General features: G+C 57.0%; 11 protein-coding genes, 2 tRNA genes, 3 rRNA genes and 1 pseudogene. 9 read left to right on the forward strand and 8 right to left on the reverse strand.

The window, feature by feature from the left end; translation table 11 throughout:
* Positions 1-4 precede the first annotated feature (4 nt).
* On the forward strand, positions 5-673 hold the full coding sequence (locus tag FH041_RS09305; protein WP_027914578.1) for a GntR family transcriptional regulator: 669 nt from the start codon (positions 5-7) through the stop codon (positions 671-673).
* Positions 674-710: 37 nt separating this feature from the next.
* Here FH041_RS09305 and FH041_RS09310 read toward each other — a convergent pair whose 3' ends face one another.
* On the reverse strand, positions 711-1,139 hold the full coding sequence (locus tag FH041_RS09310; protein WP_027914577.1) for a PACE efflux transporter: 429 nt from the start codon (positions 1,137-1,139) through the stop codon (positions 711-713).
* A 99-nt stretch (positions 1,140-1,238) separates the two neighbouring features.
* On the opposite strand from FH041_RS09310, the gene FH041_RS09315 reads away from it, so the two are divergent.
* From FH041_RS09315 to FH041_RS09325, 4 genes and pseudogenes are all read left to right on the forward strand, one after another.
* On the forward strand, positions 1,239-2,117 hold the full coding sequence (locus tag FH041_RS09315) for a LysR family transcriptional regulator (RefSeq protein WP_027914576.1): 879 nt from the start codon (positions 1,239-1,241) through the stop codon (positions 2,115-2,117).
* A 140-nt stretch (positions 2,118-2,257) separates the two neighbouring features.
* Positions 2,258-3,241 (forward strand): annotated as a pseudogene (locus FH041_RS23215) (cache domain-containing protein); the annotation flags it as partial.
* A gap of 162 nt (positions 3,242-3,403) precedes the next feature.
* Positions 3,404-4,144 (forward strand): methyl-accepting chemotaxis protein, encoded by a 741-nt coding sequence (locus FH041_RS23220; RefSeq protein ID WP_371259668.1) that lies wholly within the window; start codon positions 3,404-3,406, stop codon positions 4,142-4,144.
* 142 nt (positions 4,145-4,286) lie between these two features.
* Positions 4,287-5,072 (forward strand): sulfite exporter TauE/SafE family protein, encoded by a 786-nt coding sequence (locus tag FH041_RS09325; protein WP_027914574.1) that lies wholly within the window; start codon positions 4,287-4,289, stop codon positions 5,070-5,072.
* On the opposite strand, the gene FH041_RS09330 is transcribed toward FH041_RS09325, so the two are convergent.
* The 6 genes from FH041_RS09330 to FH041_RS09355 form a co-directional block, all read right to left on the reverse strand.
* Entirely contained in the window at positions 5,054-5,608 is a 555-nt protein-coding gene (locus tag FH041_RS09330; protein ID WP_027914573.1) for a histidine phosphatase family protein, read from the reverse strand. The two genes, FH041_RS09325 and FH041_RS09330, sit on opposite strands and share 19 nt — an antisense overlap.
* Before the next feature lie 226 nt (positions 5,609-5,834).
* Positions 5,835-5,950: ribosomal RNA gene (gene rrf / locus FH041_RS09335) — 5S ribosomal RNA — on the reverse strand.
* Positions 5,951-6,084: 134 nt separating this feature from the next.
* Positions 6,085-8,977, reverse strand: a 23S ribosomal RNA gene (locus FH041_RS09340).
* Positions 8,978-9,220: 243 nt separating this feature from the next.
* A tRNA-Ala gene (locus FH041_RS09345) sits at positions 9,221-9,296 on the reverse strand.
* Positions 9,297-9,320: 24 nt separating this feature from the next.
* A tRNA-Ile gene (locus FH041_RS09350) sits at positions 9,321-9,397 on the reverse strand.
* A gap of 85 nt (positions 9,398-9,482) precedes the next feature.
* A 16S ribosomal RNA gene (locus tag FH041_RS09355) occupies positions 9,483-11,019 on the reverse strand.
* The 16S, 23S and 5S rRNA genes sit together here with 2 tRNA genes alongside, the layout of an rRNA operon.
* Positions 11,020-11,486: 467 nt before the next feature.
* On the opposite strand from FH041_RS09355, the gene rhtA reads away from it, so the two are divergent.
* Both rhtA and FH041_RS09365 read left to right on the forward strand, forming a co-directional pair.
* The gene (rhtA, locus tag FH041_RS09360; protein ID WP_140174453.1) at positions 11,487-12,374 is read left to right on the forward strand and encodes a threonine/homoserine exporter RhtA; all 888 of its coding nucleotides are present in this window, start codon (positions 11,487-11,489) and stop codon (positions 12,372-12,374) included.
* A 163-nt stretch (positions 12,375-12,537) separates the two neighbouring features.
* On the forward strand, positions 12,538-12,819 hold the full coding sequence (locus FH041_RS09365; protein WP_023534016.1) for a hypothetical protein: 282 nt from the start codon (positions 12,538-12,540) through the stop codon (positions 12,817-12,819).
* Between the two features lie 30 nt (positions 12,820-12,849).
* Here the strand turns inward: FH041_RS09365 and FH041_RS09370 are convergent, their stop codons facing one another.
* Positions 12,850-14,658 carry an aminopeptidase P family protein gene (locus FH041_RS09370; protein WP_059184100.1) on the reverse strand — a complete coding sequence of 603 codons (1,809 nt, stop codon included), beginning with the start codon at positions 14,656-14,658 and terminating at the stop codon, positions 12,850-12,852.
* A gap of 193 nt (positions 14,659-14,851) precedes the next feature.
* On the opposite strand from FH041_RS09370, the gene FH041_RS09375 reads away from it, so the two are divergent.
* Together FH041_RS09375 and FH041_RS09380 are read left to right on the forward strand one after the other, a co-directional pair.
* A complete protein-coding gene (locus FH041_RS09375; protein WP_028687289.1) occupies positions 14,852-15,970 on the forward strand; it encodes a DUF3182 family protein in 1,119 nt (372 codons plus the stop codon).
* The gene (locus FH041_RS09380) at positions 15,954-16,724 is read left to right on the forward strand and encodes a S9 family peptidase (RefSeq protein WP_027915734.1); all 771 of its coding nucleotides are present in this window, start codon (positions 15,954-15,956) and stop codon (positions 16,722-16,724) included. Before FH041_RS09375 ends, FH041_RS09380 begins: the two co-directional genes overlap by 17 nt.
* The last annotated feature ends 3 nt before the right edge of the window (positions 16,725-16,727 follow it).

A 16,727-nucleotide genomic window follows, 5' to 3' on the forward strand; every position in this document is an offset into this window, starting at 1 on the left:
GACCATGAATGGTACACATCGCCTGCCCGATCTGCTTGCAGCCGGTGAGACCCGACTTTCTGCTGAACAGATCTACCCACGGTTGTTCGATGCCATTCTGGAGCAGCGCCTGCCGCCTGGCACCTTGCTGCCAGAGCAAGCGCTGGGCCAGGCATTCGGCGTGAGCCGCACGGTCATCCGCCGGGTGTTGGGCCGCTTGAGCGACCAGCGGGTAGTGGTGCAACGTCCAAGCCACACGGCTCACTTGGCTGCGCCCGATCCTAATCAGGCGCGCCAGGTACTGAGCGCGCGGCGGCTTGCCGAGACCACGCTGATTACCCTGGCCGCCGAGCGCGCCCGTCCCGGGCAACTCAAGCAGCTACGCCAATTGGTCGAGCGTGAACGCATGCACCATGAAAAAGGCGAACGCTGCGCCGCTATACGTCTGGGTGGGGAGTTTCATCTGAAACTGGCCCAGATGGCTGCCAATGAACCGTTGTCGCGCTTTCTCAATGGGTTGGTGCCCATGACGTCCCTTATCATCGCGCGCTACGAGTCACCGTGCTGTGACCATTGCGCCTGGCAAGAACATGCAGCGCTGATCGACGCGCTCGAGCGAGGCGATGCACAGGCAGCCCTCGCCCTGATGAACGAGCATCTTGACCGGCTTGAAACCAAGCTCCGACTGGACTGAGCCGGGTTGGTCGTCAAGGCCTACTGACAGCGGCGCCTCACGTTGCAGCCATTGCCGAACTGGGCAGGCCGAATAGTTTGTCGAAGGCCCAGTTGTAGACGAAGGTGTAGCAAGGCACCAGCACGATGAATGCCATGTCCACCAACAGTGCATCGACCAGACTCATGTCCAACCACCACGCGATCAGCGGAATCAGGTAGATCACGAGGGTCAGCTGAAACCCTACTGCGTGCACTACGCGCCTAGCCACGCTGCGCCCTCGTGTGGCTTGCCGGCTTTCCCAATACTCAAACAACGTGTTGTAGATCAGGTTCCAGATCATGGCGATGGTCGTGATCATCACCGCGAGCGGACCCGTGTGAGAGGCCTGGGTATCGGACAGGTAGGCCAAGCCCAAGGTGGACATGCACAACCCAATCAACTCATAGAACGTTACATAAACCAGTTTGCGCTTCAAACCCTGCACTGCATCGACCTCATTCAAATAGCGTGGGCCGGGTATAGTGAGTCATTAGATCTGACAGCAAAAGTTAGCAGCTTTCAGCCTGACTGACAGGAGAAGCGTATGTCATTTAACAGTGAAACCATCCAGGTCTTTCTCACCGTCCTGGACAGAGGCTCGTTTTCTGCTGCCGCGCGCAGCCTGCAGCGCGTGCCCTCGGCAATCAGCATGGCAATTGGCAACCTGGAGGCCGAGCTGGGTTATGACCTGTTCCAGCGCGGACCTCGCGAGGTTCGCCCCACAGCCCAGGCCCTGGCACTTGAGCCCCATGCGAGGTTGATTGCCGAGCAGTTGGGTTTGCTGCAAGTCCATGCTGTAGAGCTTTCCCAAGGCCTGGAGAGCAACCTCACGTTGGCGGTTGTTCCAGATGTTGACCAGCGGCCCTTGATAGCTGCCATTGCCGAGGTCGGCGAACGTTATCCATTGCTGGAAATAGCGATACTGAGTGCGCCGCAAGAACAAGCGTTGGGTTTGCTGGACAGTGGTCGGGCAGACCTGTGCGTGGCATTTGCAGGGCTTCAAGTTGACCCGCAGCGCGGGTTTCAGCTGATGGGTGTCGAGTCTCTGGTGGCGACCCTCGCTCCCCATCACCCGGCCGCACGGCCTGGTGCAATCCAGAACCTCGAAGACCTTACAGCCGTGCGGCAGATCCTGGTACGCAGCCGCGACCTGCCATTGAGCGATCCGCGCATGGTCATTGGTGCCACGCATTGGACGACTGACAGCTTCGATATCGCCCTGCAGATGGTCGAGGCGGGCCTGGGTTGGGGTGATCTGCCGCTGTCCAGGGTCGCGCCTCTACTGGACGCGGGCCGCCTGCAACGTCTGACCTTCCATAACACGCGCAATGAGCTGCAACTCCCGGTGCATGTGTTCTGGCGCAAGCAGCAACCGTTGCTGAAAGCTGCAAGGATGCTGGTCGAGCGGCTGGCCTTGAGGTGATCGCCGCTTGTCGAAAGCTGTGAGAAATTTCCGTAGGCGTATCAACCTTTTATCCGCCACGCCGATACCCCTTTCGACAGGGCTGATAGCGCACCACACCCGCGCTGCGCCCTCCCGTTAATGGCTCAAGGTCTCGAAACATGAACCTGAAATTTCGCCACAAGATTCTGCTCAGCGCCAGCGGCGTAGTAGTATTGGCATTCGCCTTGTTCACGCTGTACAACGATTACCTGCAACGCAATACGATCCGGCAGAACATCGAGGCTTCGGTCGAACAATCCGGCGCATTGACCGCCAGCAGCGTGCAGAACTGGATGAGCGGGCGCATTCTCGTGCTGGAAAACCTTGCGCAAGACATTGCCCAGCTTGGAACGGGGGATACCCTCGCAGGCTTGGTGGATCAGCCTTCCTATACACGCAACTTCCTGTTCACCTACATGGGCCAGGCCAACGGGGTGTTCACGCAGCGCCCGGATGCGCAAATGCCTGCCGACTACGATCCACGTAAACGCCCTTGGTACAGCGCAGCTGCCAATGCCGGCCAGACCCTGCTGACCCCACCCTATCAAGCGGCCGTGGGTGGCTTGGTGGTGACGGTAGCCATCCCGGTCAAAAGTCGGTCCAATGGCGAGCTATTGGGCGTGGTGGGCGGCGACGTCAGCCTCGATACGCTGGTCGAAATCATCAACAGTGTCGACTTTGGCGGCATAGGCCACGCGTTTCTTACCGACAGCGACGGCCAGGTGATCGTCAGCCCCGACAAAGACCAGGTCATGAAAAACCTGAAGGACATCTACCCTGGCGCCAATCTGCGCGTAGCACCGGGTATGCAGGACGTCGTGCTCAATGGCCAGGAACGTTTGATTTCGTTTGCGCCGGTAGCGGGCCTGCCCTCGGCCAAGTGGTACATCGGTCTTTCGATCGACAAGGACAAGGCTTATGTAGCCCTGAGCCAGTTCCGTACTTCGGCGCTGATTGCCATGCTCATCGCGGTCGCTGCTATCGCAGGCCTGCTTGGCTTGCTGATTCCTGTGCTGATGCGCCCCTTGACCACCATGGGTCGTGCCATGCGTGACATCGCCGAAGGCGAAGGTGACCTGACCCGCCGGCTGGCGGTGCAGCATCAGGATGAGTTCGGCGAGTTGGCCACCTCCTTCAACCGCTTTGTCGAGCGTATCCATGCCTCCATCAGCGAGGTGTCGTCGGCCACACGACTGGTCCACGACCTGTCTGAAAAAGTCGTCAGCGCTTCCAATGCGTCCATCAACGGCTCTGAAGAACAAAGCATGCGCACCAACAGCGTGGCAGCAGCGATCAATGAACTGGGTGCCGCGACCCAGGAAATCGCGCGTAACGCAGCTGATGCATCGCAGCATGCGAGCGGCGCCAGTGAGCAGGCCCACGATGGCCGTGCCGTGGTGGAGGAAGCGATCAGCGCCATGACCTCGCTGTCGCAACGCATCAGCGAATCGTGCGCACAAATCGAAACCCTGAACGCCAGCACCGATGAAATCGGCAAGATCCTTGATGTGATCAAGGGCATTTCTCAGCAAACCAACTTGTTGGCCTTGAACGCGGCCATCGAAGCCGCTCGTGCAGGCGAGGCCGGCCGTGGCTTTGCCGTTGTGGCCGATGAAGTGCGAAACCTTGCCCACCGTACGCAGGAATCGGCCGAGGAAATTCATCGAATGATCACTGGCCTGCAGGTAGGCTCACGCGAGGCGGTGCATACGATGAATACCAGCCAGGTTTCCAGTGAGCAAACCGTCCAGGTAGCCAACCAGGCAGGTGAGCGCCTTGCCAGCGTCACTCAGCGCATCGGCGAAATCGACGGCATGAATCAGTCAGTGGCCACTGCCACCGAAGAACAGACTGCCGTAGTGGAAAGCCTCAACCTGGATATCACCCAGATCAATGCCTTGAATCAGCAGGGCGTGGAAAACCTCAATGAAACGCTGCGCCATTGCGATCAATTGGCCCAGCAAGCCGGCCGATTGAAGCAACTGGTGGGTAGCTTCCGAATCTGACGATCAGGGTCGTATCGGGGGCAGCTCCTTAAGCAGGGTTGCCCCAGTTATAACCTAATAACGAACAAGTCTATTTAGCTATAAAAAAATCTATATGCTGGCTGCATCCGATAACGGGCAAAGCTGGGCAGTCGAGTAGCGTATGGATGTAGGTTCTTTCGGTTTTACCATTGCAGGATTGGTCGTAGGCTTCATTGTTGGCATGACGGGTGTAGGCGGTGGCTCGCTCATGACGCCAATCCTGCTGTGGTTCGGGATTAACCCGGCAACGGCAGTAGGCACCGACCTACTCTATGCGGCGATCACCAAGGCCAGCGGCGTGTGGGTGCATGCGCGCAACAAGAACATCGACTGGAAGATCACGGGGCTACTGAGCCTCGGCAGCGTTCCCGCCGCTGCACTGACGTTGTGGTTCCTCAGTACGCTTCACACCGACACCACGGCGGTAAATGCGATTATCAAGCAGGGCCTGGCCGTTGTATTGATCCTCACAGCCTTGGCTATCTTGTTCAAATCGCGTCTGCAGGCATTCGCCAGCCGCCATGCCGGTGACCATTACCATCTGAGCGATCGTAGCCTCAATACTCTGACTGTTCTGACCGGGGTGGTGTTGGGTGTCATGGTAACGCTCACTTCCATCGGGGCTGGCGCCCTGGGCACCGTCGCGCTCTTCCTGCTCTACCCTTCTCTGATCACACGACGCTTGGTGGGTACCGAGATAGCCCACGCCGTCCCGCTCACGCTGGTGGCTGGGCTGGGTCATGCGGGCATGGGTAACATGGACTGGTCATTGCTCGGCTACCTGCTGCTGGGTTCACTGCCAGGTATCTACCTGGGTAGCCATCTGACTGGGCGCATATCGGACCGAGTGCTGCGCCCATGCCTCGCTACGATGCTGCTGTTGATTGGCTATAAGCTGGCGTTCTGAGGGCAGTTGATCCGCAACCGCCACTGCCCGCTGAAGCTTAACTCGATGCGTGACAACGGCAGGACATCGATACGTTGTCCTGCCGTCATTGGGCAGCCCAGCACCTGTACCAATACTGCACGCATGACCATTGGGTGAGTGACCGCGGACCATTCGCCCGGCCAATCAAAATCTCCTAGCCAAGCGCTCATGCGTTGGCAAAGCGTCTGAAAGGACTCCCCTCCATGTACCTCGCTCGCGGGGTTCTCCAGCCAGTCGGCCAAGGCCGACGGCTGCTCGGCTTGTAGGCGCTTCAATGGCAGCCCTTGCCATCGCCCCATGTCGCAATCCGCCAATCCTGACGCAATCTTTGCATCACCCCAGGCCAGGGCGGTTTGCTGAGCGCGTTGTTCCGGCGCTGTGAGGATCTGAGATCCGCCGTGCGGTACGCTGCGGTGGGGCATGGACACCAGTGAGTCTGCCGGCTCAGGGAAATATCCGCGCTTTTGGGCCAGCGTTAATCCATGGCAGATCAGGGTAAGGCGAGTGGCTTTCACCTTGTAGGCCTCGGGTGTAGGAATGAACAGGTTAACAGGGAAGGCGACTGTTCTAATGACCTCGTCAGGATCGGCTTAGCGTGCACAAGGTGATTCATTGGCCTAAGGCATTTATTATCGTCAAACGTCCTGAGCACGGTCACATGAGTACACAGCATTGAGATTTTTCACAGCCCAAAGACAAAACCCCTACCTGCATGCGCAGATAGGGGTTTTGCGAAATGAATCTTGACGATGACCTACTCTCACATGGGGAAACCCCACACTACCATCGGCGATGCATCGTTTCACTACTGAGTTCGGGATGGGATCAGGTGGTTCCAATGCTCTATGGTCGTCAAGAAATTCTGTAGCCAGAATGTCCTGTTGGACAGCCCAGCGAATTCGGATATGTGATGTTTGTGATGCGTTGCGAACTTTCGGTTCATGTCATCTTCACCACCGCAATCTGCAGAAGCAAATTGCTTGGGTGTTATATGGTCAAGCCTCACGGGCAATTAGTATTGGTTAGCTCAACGCCTCACAGCGCTTACACACCCAACCTATCAACGTCGTAGTCTTCGACGGCCCTTTAGGGGATTCAAGATCCCAGTGAGATCTCATCTTGAGGCAAGTTTCCCGCTTAGATGCTTTCAGCGGTTATCTCTTCCGAACATAGCTACCCGGCAATGCCACTGGCGTGACAACCGGAACACCAGAGGTTCGTCCACTCCGGTCCTCTCGTACTAGGAGCAGCCCCTCTCAAATCTCAAACGTCCACGGCAGATAGGGACCGAACTGTCTCACGACGTTCTAAACCCAGCTCGCGTACCACTTTAAATGGCGAACAGCCATACCCTTGGGACCGGCTTCAGCCCCAGGATGTGATGAGCCGACATCGAGGTGCCAAACACCGCCGTCGATATGAACTCTTGGGCGGTATCAGCCTGTTATCCCCGGAGTACCTTTTATCCGTTGAGCGATGGCCCTTCCATACAGAACCACCGGATCACTAAGACCTACTTTCGTACCTGCTCGACGTGTGTGTCTCGCAGTCAAGCGCGCTTTTGCCTTTATACTCTACGACCGATTTCCGACCGGTCTGAGCGCACCTTCGTACTCCTCCGTTACTCTTTGGGAGGAGACCGCCCCAGTCAAACTACCCACCATACACTGTCCTCGATCCGGATAACGGACCTGAGTTAGAACCTCAAAGTTGCCAGGGTGGTATTTCAAGGATGGCTCGATGAGAACTGGCGTCCCCACTTCAAAGCCTCCCACCTATCCTACACAAGCAAATTCAAAGTCCAGTGCAAAGCTATAGTAAAGGTTCACGGGGTCTTTCCGTCTAGCCGCGGATACACTGCATCTTCACAGCGATTTCAATTTCACTGAGTCTCGGGTGGAGACAGCGCCGCCATCGTTACGCCATTCGTGCAGGTCGGAACTTACCCGACAAGGAATTTCGCTACCTTAGGACCGTTATAGTTACGGCCGCCGTTTACCGGGGCTTCGATCAAGAGCTTCGCTTGCGCTAACCCCATCAATTAACCTTCCGGCACCGGGCAGGCGTCACACCCTATACGTCCACTTTCGTGTTTGCAGAGTGCTGTGTTTTTAATAAACAGTCGCAGCGGCCTGGTATCTTCGACCAGCAAAAGCTTACGGGGCAAGCCCTTCACCTTCGCCGGCGCACCTTCTCCCGAAGTTACGGTGCCATTTTGCCTAGTTCCTTCACCCGAGTTCTCTCAAGCGCCTTGGTATTCTCTACCTAACCACCTGTGTCGGTTTGGGGTACGGTTCCCAGTTATCTGAAGCTTAGGAGCTTTTCTTGGAAGCATGGTATCAACCACTTCATCGCCTAAAGGCAACTCGTCATCAGCTCTCGGCCTTGAAATCCCGGATTTGCCTAAGATTTCAGCCTACCACCTTAAACCTGGACAACCAACGCCAGGCTGGCCTAACCTTCTCCGTCCCTCCATCGCAATAACTGGAAGTACAGGAATATTAACCTGTTTTCCATCGACTACGCTTTTCAGCCTCGCCTTAGGGACCGACTAACCCTGCGTCGATTAACGTTGCGCAGGAAACCTTGGTCTTTCGGCGTGCGAGTTTTTCACTCGCATTGTCGTTACTCATGTCAGCATTCGCACTTCTGATACCTCCAGCAAGCTTCTCAACTCACCTTCACAGGCTTACAGAACGCTCCTCTACCGCATCATCATAAGATGATACCCGTAGCTTCGGTGCATGGTTTGAGCCCCGTTACATCTTCCGCGCAGGCCGACTCGACTAGTGAGCTATTACGCTTTCTTTAAAGGGTGGCTGCTTCTAAGCCAACCTCCTAGCTGTCTAAGCCTTCCCACATCGTTTCCCACTTAACCATGACTTTGGGACCTTAGCTGACGGTCTGGGTTGTTTCCCTTTTCACGACGGACGTTAGCACCCGCCGTGTGTCTCCCATGCTCGGCACTTGTAGGTATTCGGAGTTTGCATCGGTTTGGTAAGTCGGGATGACCCCCTAGCCGAAACAGTGCTCTACCCCCTACAGTGATACATGAGGCGCTACCTAAATAGCTTTCGAGGAGAACCAGCTATCTCCGAGCTTGATTAGCCTTTCACTCCGATCCACAGGTCATCCGCTAACTTTTCAACGGTAGTCGGTTCGGTCCTCCAGTCAGTGTTACCTAACCTTCAACCTGCCCATGGATAGATCGCCCGGTTTCGGGTCTATACCCAGCGACTAAACGCCCTATTAAGACTCGCTTTCGCTACGCCTCCCCTATTCGGTTAAGCTCGCCACTGAATATAAGTCGCTGACCCATTATACAAAAGGTACGCAGTCACCTAACAAAGTAGGCTCCCACTGCTTGTACGCATACGGTTTCAGGTTCTATTTCACCCCCCTCTCCGGGGTTCTTTTCGCCTTTCCCTCACGGTACTGGTTCACTATCGGTCAGTCAGTAGTATTTAGCCTTGGAGGATGGTCCCCCCATATTCAGACAAAGTTTCTCGTGCTCCGTCCTACTCGATTTCATTGATAAGAGATTTTCGTGTACGGGGCTATCACCCACTATGGCCGCACTTTCCAGAGCGTTCCACTAATCTCAAATCAACTTAAGGGCTGGTCCCCGTTCGCTCGCCACTACTAAGGGAATCTCGGTTGATTTCTTTTCCTCAGGGTACTTAGATGTTTCAGTTCCCCTGGTTCGCCTCTTGCACCTATGTATTCAGTACAAGATAACCAGCTTGTGCTGGCTGGGTTCCCCCATTCAGAGATCTCTGGATCACAGTCTGTTTGCCGACTCCCCAAAGCTTTTCGCAGGCTACCACGTCTTTCATCGCCTCTGACTGCCAAGGCATCCACCGTATGCGCTTCTTCACTTGACCATATAACCCCAAGCAATCTGGTTATACTGTGAAGACGACATTCGCCGAAAATTCGCACGTCGCTCTTACGAGCAGAACTCACAAATTTTACCTTAGCCTGAATCCCAGCAGTGAAACTGGTCTTCAGTCTATTTCTATCACATATCCGAATTTTTAAAGAACGATCTGACAAAAGTCAGAAATCAACATTCATGCTGGAATGTTCATTTCTGTATTCTGAACAGTGCTGCAAACCTGAAGGATTGGTGGAGCCAAGCGGGATCGAACCGCTGACCTCCTGCGTGCAAGGCAGGCGCTCTCCCAGCTGAGCTATGGCCCCGTATTCTACGGCTGAACCAAGTAATGGTAGGTCTGGGCAGATTTGAACTGCCGACCTCACCCTTATCAGGGGTGCGCTCTAACCAACTGAGCTACAGACCTATAACAGGGTCGCGTTACAGCATCGTCTTTTACAATGAATCAAGCAATTCGTGTGGGAGCTCATCAGCAGGCTGATGTCGTCGATTAAGGAGGTGATCCAGCCGCAGGTTCCCCTACGGCTACCTTGTTACGACTTCACCCCAGTCATGAATCACACCGTGGTAACCGTCCCCCCGAAGGTTAGACTAGCTACTTCTGGTGCAACCCACTCCCATGGTGTGACGGGCGGTGTGTACAAGGCCCGGGAACGTATTCACCGCGACATTCTGATTCGCGATTACTAGCGATTCCGACTTCACGCAGTCGAGTTGCAGACTGCGATCCGGACTACGATCGGTTTTGTGAGATTAGCTCCACCTCGCGGCTTGGCAACCCTCTGTACCGACCATTGTAGCACGTGTGTAGCCCAGGCCGTAAGGGCCATGATGACTTGACGTCATCCCCACCTTCCTCCGGTTTGTCACCGGCAGTCTCCTTAGAGTGCCCACCATAACGTGCTGGTAACTAAGGACAAGGGTTGCGCTCGTTACGGGACTTAACCCAACATCTCACGACACGAGCTGACGACAGCCATGCAGCACCTGTGTCAGAGTTCCCGAAGGCACCAATCCATCTCTGGAAAGTTCTCTGCATGTCAAGGCCTGGTAAGGTTCTTCGCGTTGCTTCGAATTAAACCACATGCTCCACCGCTTGTGCGGGCCCCCGTCAATTCATTTGAGTTTTAACCTTGCGGCCGTACTCCCCAGGCGGTCAACTTAATGCGTTAGCTGCGCCACTAAAATCTCAAGGATTCCAACGGCTAGTTGACATCGTTTACGGCGTGGACTACCAGGGTATCTAATCCTGTTTGCTCCCCACGCTTTCGCACCTCAGTGTCAGTATCAGTCCAGGTGGTCGCCTTCGCCACTGGTGTTCCTTCCTATATCTACGCATTTCACCGCTACACAGGAAATTCCACCACCCTCTACCGTACTCTAGCTTGCCAGTTTTGGATGCAGTTCCCAGGTTGAGCCCGGGGCTTTCACATCCAACTTAACAAACCACCTACGCGCGCTTTACGCCCAGTAATTCCGATTAACGCTTGCACCCTCTGTATTACCGCGGCTGCTGGCACAGAGTTAGCCGGTGCTTATTCTGTCGGTAACGTCAAAATTGCAGAGTATTAATCTACAACCCTTCCTCCCAACTTAAAGTGCTTTACAATCCGAAGACCTTCTTCACACACGCGGCATGGCTGGATCAGGCTTTCGCCCATTGTCCAATATTCCCCACTGCTGCCTCCCGTAGGAGTCTGGACCGTGTCTCAGTTCCAGTGTGACTGATCATCCTCTCAGACCAGTTACGGATCGTCGCCTTGGTGAGCCATTACCTCACCAACAAGCTAATCCGACCTAGGCTCATCTGATAGCGCAAGGCCCGAAGGTCCCCTGCTTTCTCCCGTAGGACGTATGCGGTATTAGCGTTCCTTTCGAAACGTTGTCCCCCACTACCAGGCAGATTCCTAGGCATTACTCACCCGTCCGCCGCTGAATCCAGGAGCAAGCTCCTGTCATCCGCTCGACTTGCATGTGTTAGGCCTGCCGCCAGCGTTCAATCTGAGCCATGATCAAACTCTTCAGTTCAATACTGCTTGGGTTTTTAAGAAACCCTAAACTTGGCTCAGCAATCTCAAATGACTATGTGATTTCTCGCATGGTCACTTGTGATGCTGATAATCTTTCTGACTATCAGTCCGCACTCACAAGCACCCACACGAATTGCTTGATTCGATTTGTTAAAGAGCGTTTGGCTAAGAGTGTTTCGTCTCAACCGAGGCGCGCATTCTACGCTTTCCTCATTGCCTGTCAAGCGTTTATTTTGAAGTTTGTTTCGAGAAACTCGTTCAACTTCAAAGGCTTGCAGTCGTCCAGCGCGTCAACTTGATGCCCGACTGCGCTGGAGTGGGGCGAATTATAGACACTAATTTCTCAGCGTCAAGCATTAATCTTCTCCGGATGTCATTTCAGGGGAACGCTTAACGCGCTGTTGCTGTCTCTCTCACCATTGCGCACTATAGTGCGCAAAAAACACCCTCAGGTAATTCGCCCTCATGACAAAACCGCCTCGCAGCCTGGCTTCGGTGCTATTCCCAATAGGCCTGCTGCTCATCGCCATGGCATCGATTCAGACCGGCGCTTCAATCGCCAAAAGCATGTTCCCGCTCATTGGCGCACAAGGCACGACCTCACTGCGCCTGATTTTCGCCAGCCTGATCATGATTGCACTCTTAAGGCCTTGGCGGGCGCGCTTCAATACTCGCACCCTGCGCAACGTCGTGATCTATGGCTTGGCGCTCGGCGGCATGAATTTCCTCTTCTATATGTCCTTGCAGACGGTGCCGATTGGCATCGCGGTGGCCCTCGAGTTCACCGGACCACTGGCAGTGGCAATAGTTGCCTCACGCCGCGCGATCGACTTCATCTGGATCGCGCTGGCCATTTTCGGTCTACTGATGTTGCTGCCCGCAGGCCATGGCGGAGAGGCGCTGGACCCACTGGGCGCCTGCTACGCAATCGGCGCGGGGGCGTGCTGGGCACTCTATATAGTCTTCGGCCAACGGGCTGGTGCTGAACATGGCGTGCAAAGCGCAGCGCTGGGGGTGCTGGTCGCAGCACTGTTCATCGCACCGATTGGCATCGTGCATGCCGGTAGCCTGCTGCTGACGCCCGCGGTCATCCCCATGGCGATCGCTGTGGCGGTATTGTCTACCGCCCTTCCCTATAGCCTGGAAATGGTTGCGCTCACGCGCATGCCCGCGCGCACCTTCGGCACCCTGATGAGCATCGAGCCTGCCTTCGGCGCCTTGTCCGGGCTGCTGTTCCTGGGCGAAGTGCTGTCATTTACGCAATGGCTCGCCATCGGCGCAATCATCGCGGCCTCCGTGGGCACGACTCTGTCCATGCGCCATGGCCCAGGACCCGCGATAGTTGCCGATTGACAGGGAAAAACTTTCATCGGAGGCTGCGTGGGTGTTGTGGCGTCACCGCTCGCTGATTAAGCTGTCCCAGCGCAGTCGAATAGGGACGCTGTACTCTTCAGGACGAACCCGAGCGAAAACGACGGACCCAGCCAGCTGATCCGTCCTGCATTTAAGGACAGGAATGAAACGTATTTTGCTCATCCTGGCCATCTTGGCTATTGCTGGATGTGCCGCCACGGCTAAGACCGAGGTCAAACGGGGCAAGAAAGGCCTGCATATCAATTGCTCTGGCCTGTCTTCTTCATGGGACAACTGCTACAGCAAGGCCGCGAGCGCCTGCACCACCCGCGGGTACCGCGTCGTCGCCCGCTCAGGCGACAGCGACGAAGAGGACGGCGATTATCTATTCGGCATCAACCCTGCCGGCTACACCAGCCGCAGCATGATCGTCATTTGCAAATGACCGGGGCAGCCTGATGGCTGCCCTCATCCACTAAATCGCCACGGTACGTGACAGCAGCCAGGCCAGCGCCTTTCCTTCCAGGAGCGGAGCCAATCGCTCTCGCACCGTGGAGTGGTACGTATTGAGCCAGCAAACCTCTTGCTCAGTCAGCCGCTCCAACAACAGACAACGCGTATCGATGGGGCACAGCGTCAACGTCTCGAAATCGAGAAATTCACCGAATGCACTGCGCCCGACGCTTCGCGCGGCTACCAGGTTTTCAATACGTACCCCCCATTGCCCAGGGCGGTAGGTGCCAGGCTCGATTGAGCTGATCATGCCTTCCTGCATGGCGGTCTGGGGCGTGGGCGCTGCCAGATAGGCGATCACCTGGGGCCCTTCATGAACATTGAGGAAATAGCCCACGCCATGGCCTGTGCCGTGGCCGTAATCGACCTGGTCGGCCCAGATTGGCGCACGGGCTATGGCATCAAGCATGGGCGACAACACGCCACGCGGGAAGGTCGCCCGCGACAGCGCAATCATGCCCTTGAGCACACGGGTACAGTCGAGCTTCTGCAAATCGCTCGGTTGCCCGATGGGGACCATACGCGTGATATCCGTCGTCCCACCGAGGTATTGGCCGCCTGAGTCGATGAGCAGCAGGCCGTCGCCCTCGATCACCGCGTGTGACTGATCGGTGGCCCGGTAGTGGGGCATCGCACCATTGGCATTAAACGCCGCAATGGTCGAGAAACTCAGTGAGACGAAGCCCGGCCGCCGGGCGCGCGCCGCAGTGAGTTGCTCATCGACGGTCAGCTCGGTCACCACCTGGCTCCCTCGCGCTTCTTCAAACCAGGCGAAAAACTCACACAAGGCGGCGCCGTCCTGTTCCATCGCCCGACGAACATGCTCAAGCTCGCCCTCAGCCTTGCACGCCTTGCTCAGGGTGCTGGGATTCGGGCCTTCCACGAGCACTACGCCTTCTGCAAGCGGCTCAAGCAATCCGCACGTCACCCGCGCCGGGTCCACCAACAAGCGATTTCCAGGTGACAGTTGACCAAGCGCGCGGGCGGCCTCGCTGTAGTCTCGTACTTCGATGCCATCCTGGCGCAGCGCCTGACGAAGGGGGTCATCGACTTTTGCCGAGGCGATGAAAAGCTGCGCACGCTGCGCATCGATCAGGGCAAACGCCAGAAACACCGGATTGTAGGACACATCACTGCCGCGCAAGTTGAACAACCAGGCAATGTCATCCAAGGTGGCGATGAAATGACTGTCCGCGCCTTTAGCCTGCATCGCCTGCCGCACCCGTGCCAGCTTCTGCGCACGGCCCACCACCGCGTATGGCGCAAGATGTGAGTACACCGGGCTGGACGGTAGCGCCGGCCGGTCGCTCCAGACGCGGCCCAGCAGATCCTGGTCAGTCACCAGCCTTGCGCCTCGTTGGCCAAGGCGCTCTCGCAATTGGCGCGCCGAAGCCAAGGCCATCGCACGACCATCCACACCGGCGCAACCTTGTGGTTGAACCTGTTCAGCCAACCAGTCCAGCGCGCCCGGCTGCCCGGGTGACAATTTCATCAATTCGATGCCGCTACCTGCCAGCTCTCGCTCAGCCTGCTCCCAATAGCGGCTATCGACCCATAGCCCGGCAAACTGCTGGGTGATGATCAGGGTGCCAACCGAACCGGTGAAGCCCGACAGCCATTGGCGACCTTGCCAATACCCTGGCAGATACTCGGAAAGATGAGGGTCGGCCGATGGAACCAGCAGGGCATCAAGCTCTTCTGCGGCCATGGTCGCACGCATCGCGGCAAGACGCTGGGCCGTGGTCTGTTGGGGAGTGGTGTGCACGATCATGCCCTTTTCTGTGGCGACATCGGTTATGCCTGAGCAATTGATGATGGAATAGCTACCCGCGTACTGCAATCAGCAATTGCTGGGCTACACGCCTCTGGGAAAGGTCCTACGCCGGACTGTACCGCCGATCCTGCCATGCTGAACTTAACCAAGGTCCCGGATTCATAGGCAGTACAGTCTCCCTGCAAGGCGGATCGCCATGCCCAATGCCTGTCAGCACAAACAAGGCGTCGTGATACTCGACACTCGCCCCCATACCCCCGATCACGAGCACGCCGTCTACCGCAAGCTATCGGAAGGCTTCGCACAGCTGCTGGGTTGCCCCGTGGTTGACCTGAACGGACCGCCAGAAGCGCACGCCTCCTATTACTACATGCTCACACAACCGTTGGTTGACCCGGCCCATCTGACAGCCCTTGGCATAGAGAGCGAGGCCGACTTTTTCGGCGGTGCCGTCGCCCACCCCTTCATGGCCACCAAAGCCATTTCGCATCCTCTGCCGCCAGGTGCTCCACCGAAGCCTGATTGGCCTGAAGCATTTGCGCGGCAGGCGTGCGAGGCGCTGCTCAAGGGCTACACCGTGTTTGACAAGGCCACCGCACGGCGCGCGGCTCAACTACTTTTGGTGGAGGGGCCCGCACGACTCAAACCCGTGCGCGCATGCGCGGGTCGAGGGCAAGTGGTGTTTTCTACGCTTGAGGAATTCGAACCCCTGCTCTGTTCAGTGGATGACGAAGAACTCATGACCTGGGGCCTGGTGCTGGAGCAGAACCTGAACAACGTCGAGACGTTCAGCGTCGGCCAGGTACGGGTTGCAGGATTGGTGTGCAGCTATTACGGCACACAACAACTGACCCAGGATCACCAAGGTATCGGGGTGTACGGCGGCTCTGACCTGACCTTCGTACGAGGAGGCTTTGCGTCTCTGCTGGGCGAGCCCTTGGAAGACAGCGTTCGCCTGGCGATCGAGCAGGCAATGGCTTATGACCAGGCTGCCGAACGACACTTACCTGGCTTCATCGCCTCACGCCGCAATTATGACATTGCCCGCGGCACCGACACCAAAGGTCAGATCCGCAGTGGCGTGCTGGAGCAATCCTGGCGGATGGGCGGTGCCAGCAGCGCCGAATTGCTCGCCCTGCAGGCATTCGCTGCCAACGGCCTGGTCAATCGAGTGCGCGCTAGCACCCACGAAGTGTTTGGCACGCCCGCGCTACCCGCGCACGCTACTCTCTTTTATCAAGGAAATGACAGTGAACTCGGACAACTCACCAAATACGCGCAGCTCCGACACGTTGGCCATTCAGAGTGAGACGATCGAGTTGCCGGTGAACGGGGATACCATCTGCGCGACCCTGGTCAGCCCCGGCAGCAAAATCCCCGGCATCCTGTTCGTCCACGGCTGGGGCGGTAGCCAGCAACGCGATCTTGCCAGGGCGCGGCACATCACAGGACTTGGCTGCGTCTGCATGACCTTCGATCTTCGTGGCCATGAAAAAACCCAAAGTCAGCGTCTGACAGTGACGCGAGAGCAGAATCTGCAGGACCTGCTGACGGCCTACGACCGGCTGGTCAGTCACCCCACCGTGGACGCCAACGCCATCGCCGTGATCGGCAGCAGCTACGGCGGCTACCTGGCCACCTTGTTGACATCAATGCGCCCGGTCCGCTGGCTGGCCCTGCGGGTACCGGCCATGTACTGGGACGAGGAGTGGAATACGCCCAAGCAGTCCCTGGACCGACAACGGCTCAATGACTATCGCCGTCGCCCCCTGGCGCCATCTGACAACCGCGCACTGGCTGCTTGCGCCGGGTTTGGCGGCGATGTTCTGCTGGTGGAGTCCGAGCACGATGATTACGTACCCCACAGCACGCTGATGAGTTACCGCTCAGCCTTCAGCAGTGCCCACTCGCTCACCCACCGGATCGTCGACGGCGCCGACCACGGCCTGTCCACCGAAGAAAGCCAGAAGGCCTACAGCGCACTGCTGGCGGCATGGATCAGCGAAATGGTCATTGGTGCTCGCCTGGACCGCTATCCCCACTACGCGCCCTGGTACGCATGAAGC

The organism is Pseudomonas sp. SWI7, assembly GCF_006351945.1.
In the GTDB taxonomy this organism is placed as follows: Bacteria; Pseudomonadota; Gammaproteobacteria; order Pseudomonadales; family Pseudomonadaceae; genus Aquipseudomonas; species Aquipseudomonas fulva.

Excerpts from the sequence above, each read along its gene's own strand:
- FH041_RS09305 (WP_027914578.1), top strand. The coding sequence starts at position 5 with ATGAATGGTACACATCGCCTGCCCGATCTGCTTGCAGCCGGTGAGACC.
- FH041_RS09315 (WP_027914576.1), top strand. The coding sequence starts at position 1,239 with ATGTCATTTAACAGTGAAACCATCCAGGTCTTTCTCACCGTCCTGGAC.
- FH041_RS23220 (WP_371259668.1), top strand. The coding sequence starts at position 3,404 with ATGCGCACCAACAGCGTGGCAGCAGCGATCAATGAACTGGGTGCCGCG.
- FH041_RS09325 (WP_027914574.1), top strand. The coding sequence starts at position 4,287 with ATGGATGTAGGTTCTTTCGGTTTTACCATTGCAGGATTGGTCGTAGGC.
- rhtA (WP_140174453.1), top strand. The coding sequence starts at position 11,487 with ATGACAAAACCGCCTCGCAGCCTGGCTTCGGTGCTATTCCCAATAGGC.
- FH041_RS09365 (WP_023534016.1), top strand. The coding sequence starts at position 12,538 with ATGAAACGTATTTTGCTCATCCTGGCCATCTTGGCTATTGCTGGATGT.
- FH041_RS09370 (WP_059184100.1), bottom strand. The coding sequence starts at position 14,658 with ATGATCGTGCACACCACTCCCCAACAGACCACGGCCCAGCGTCTTGCC.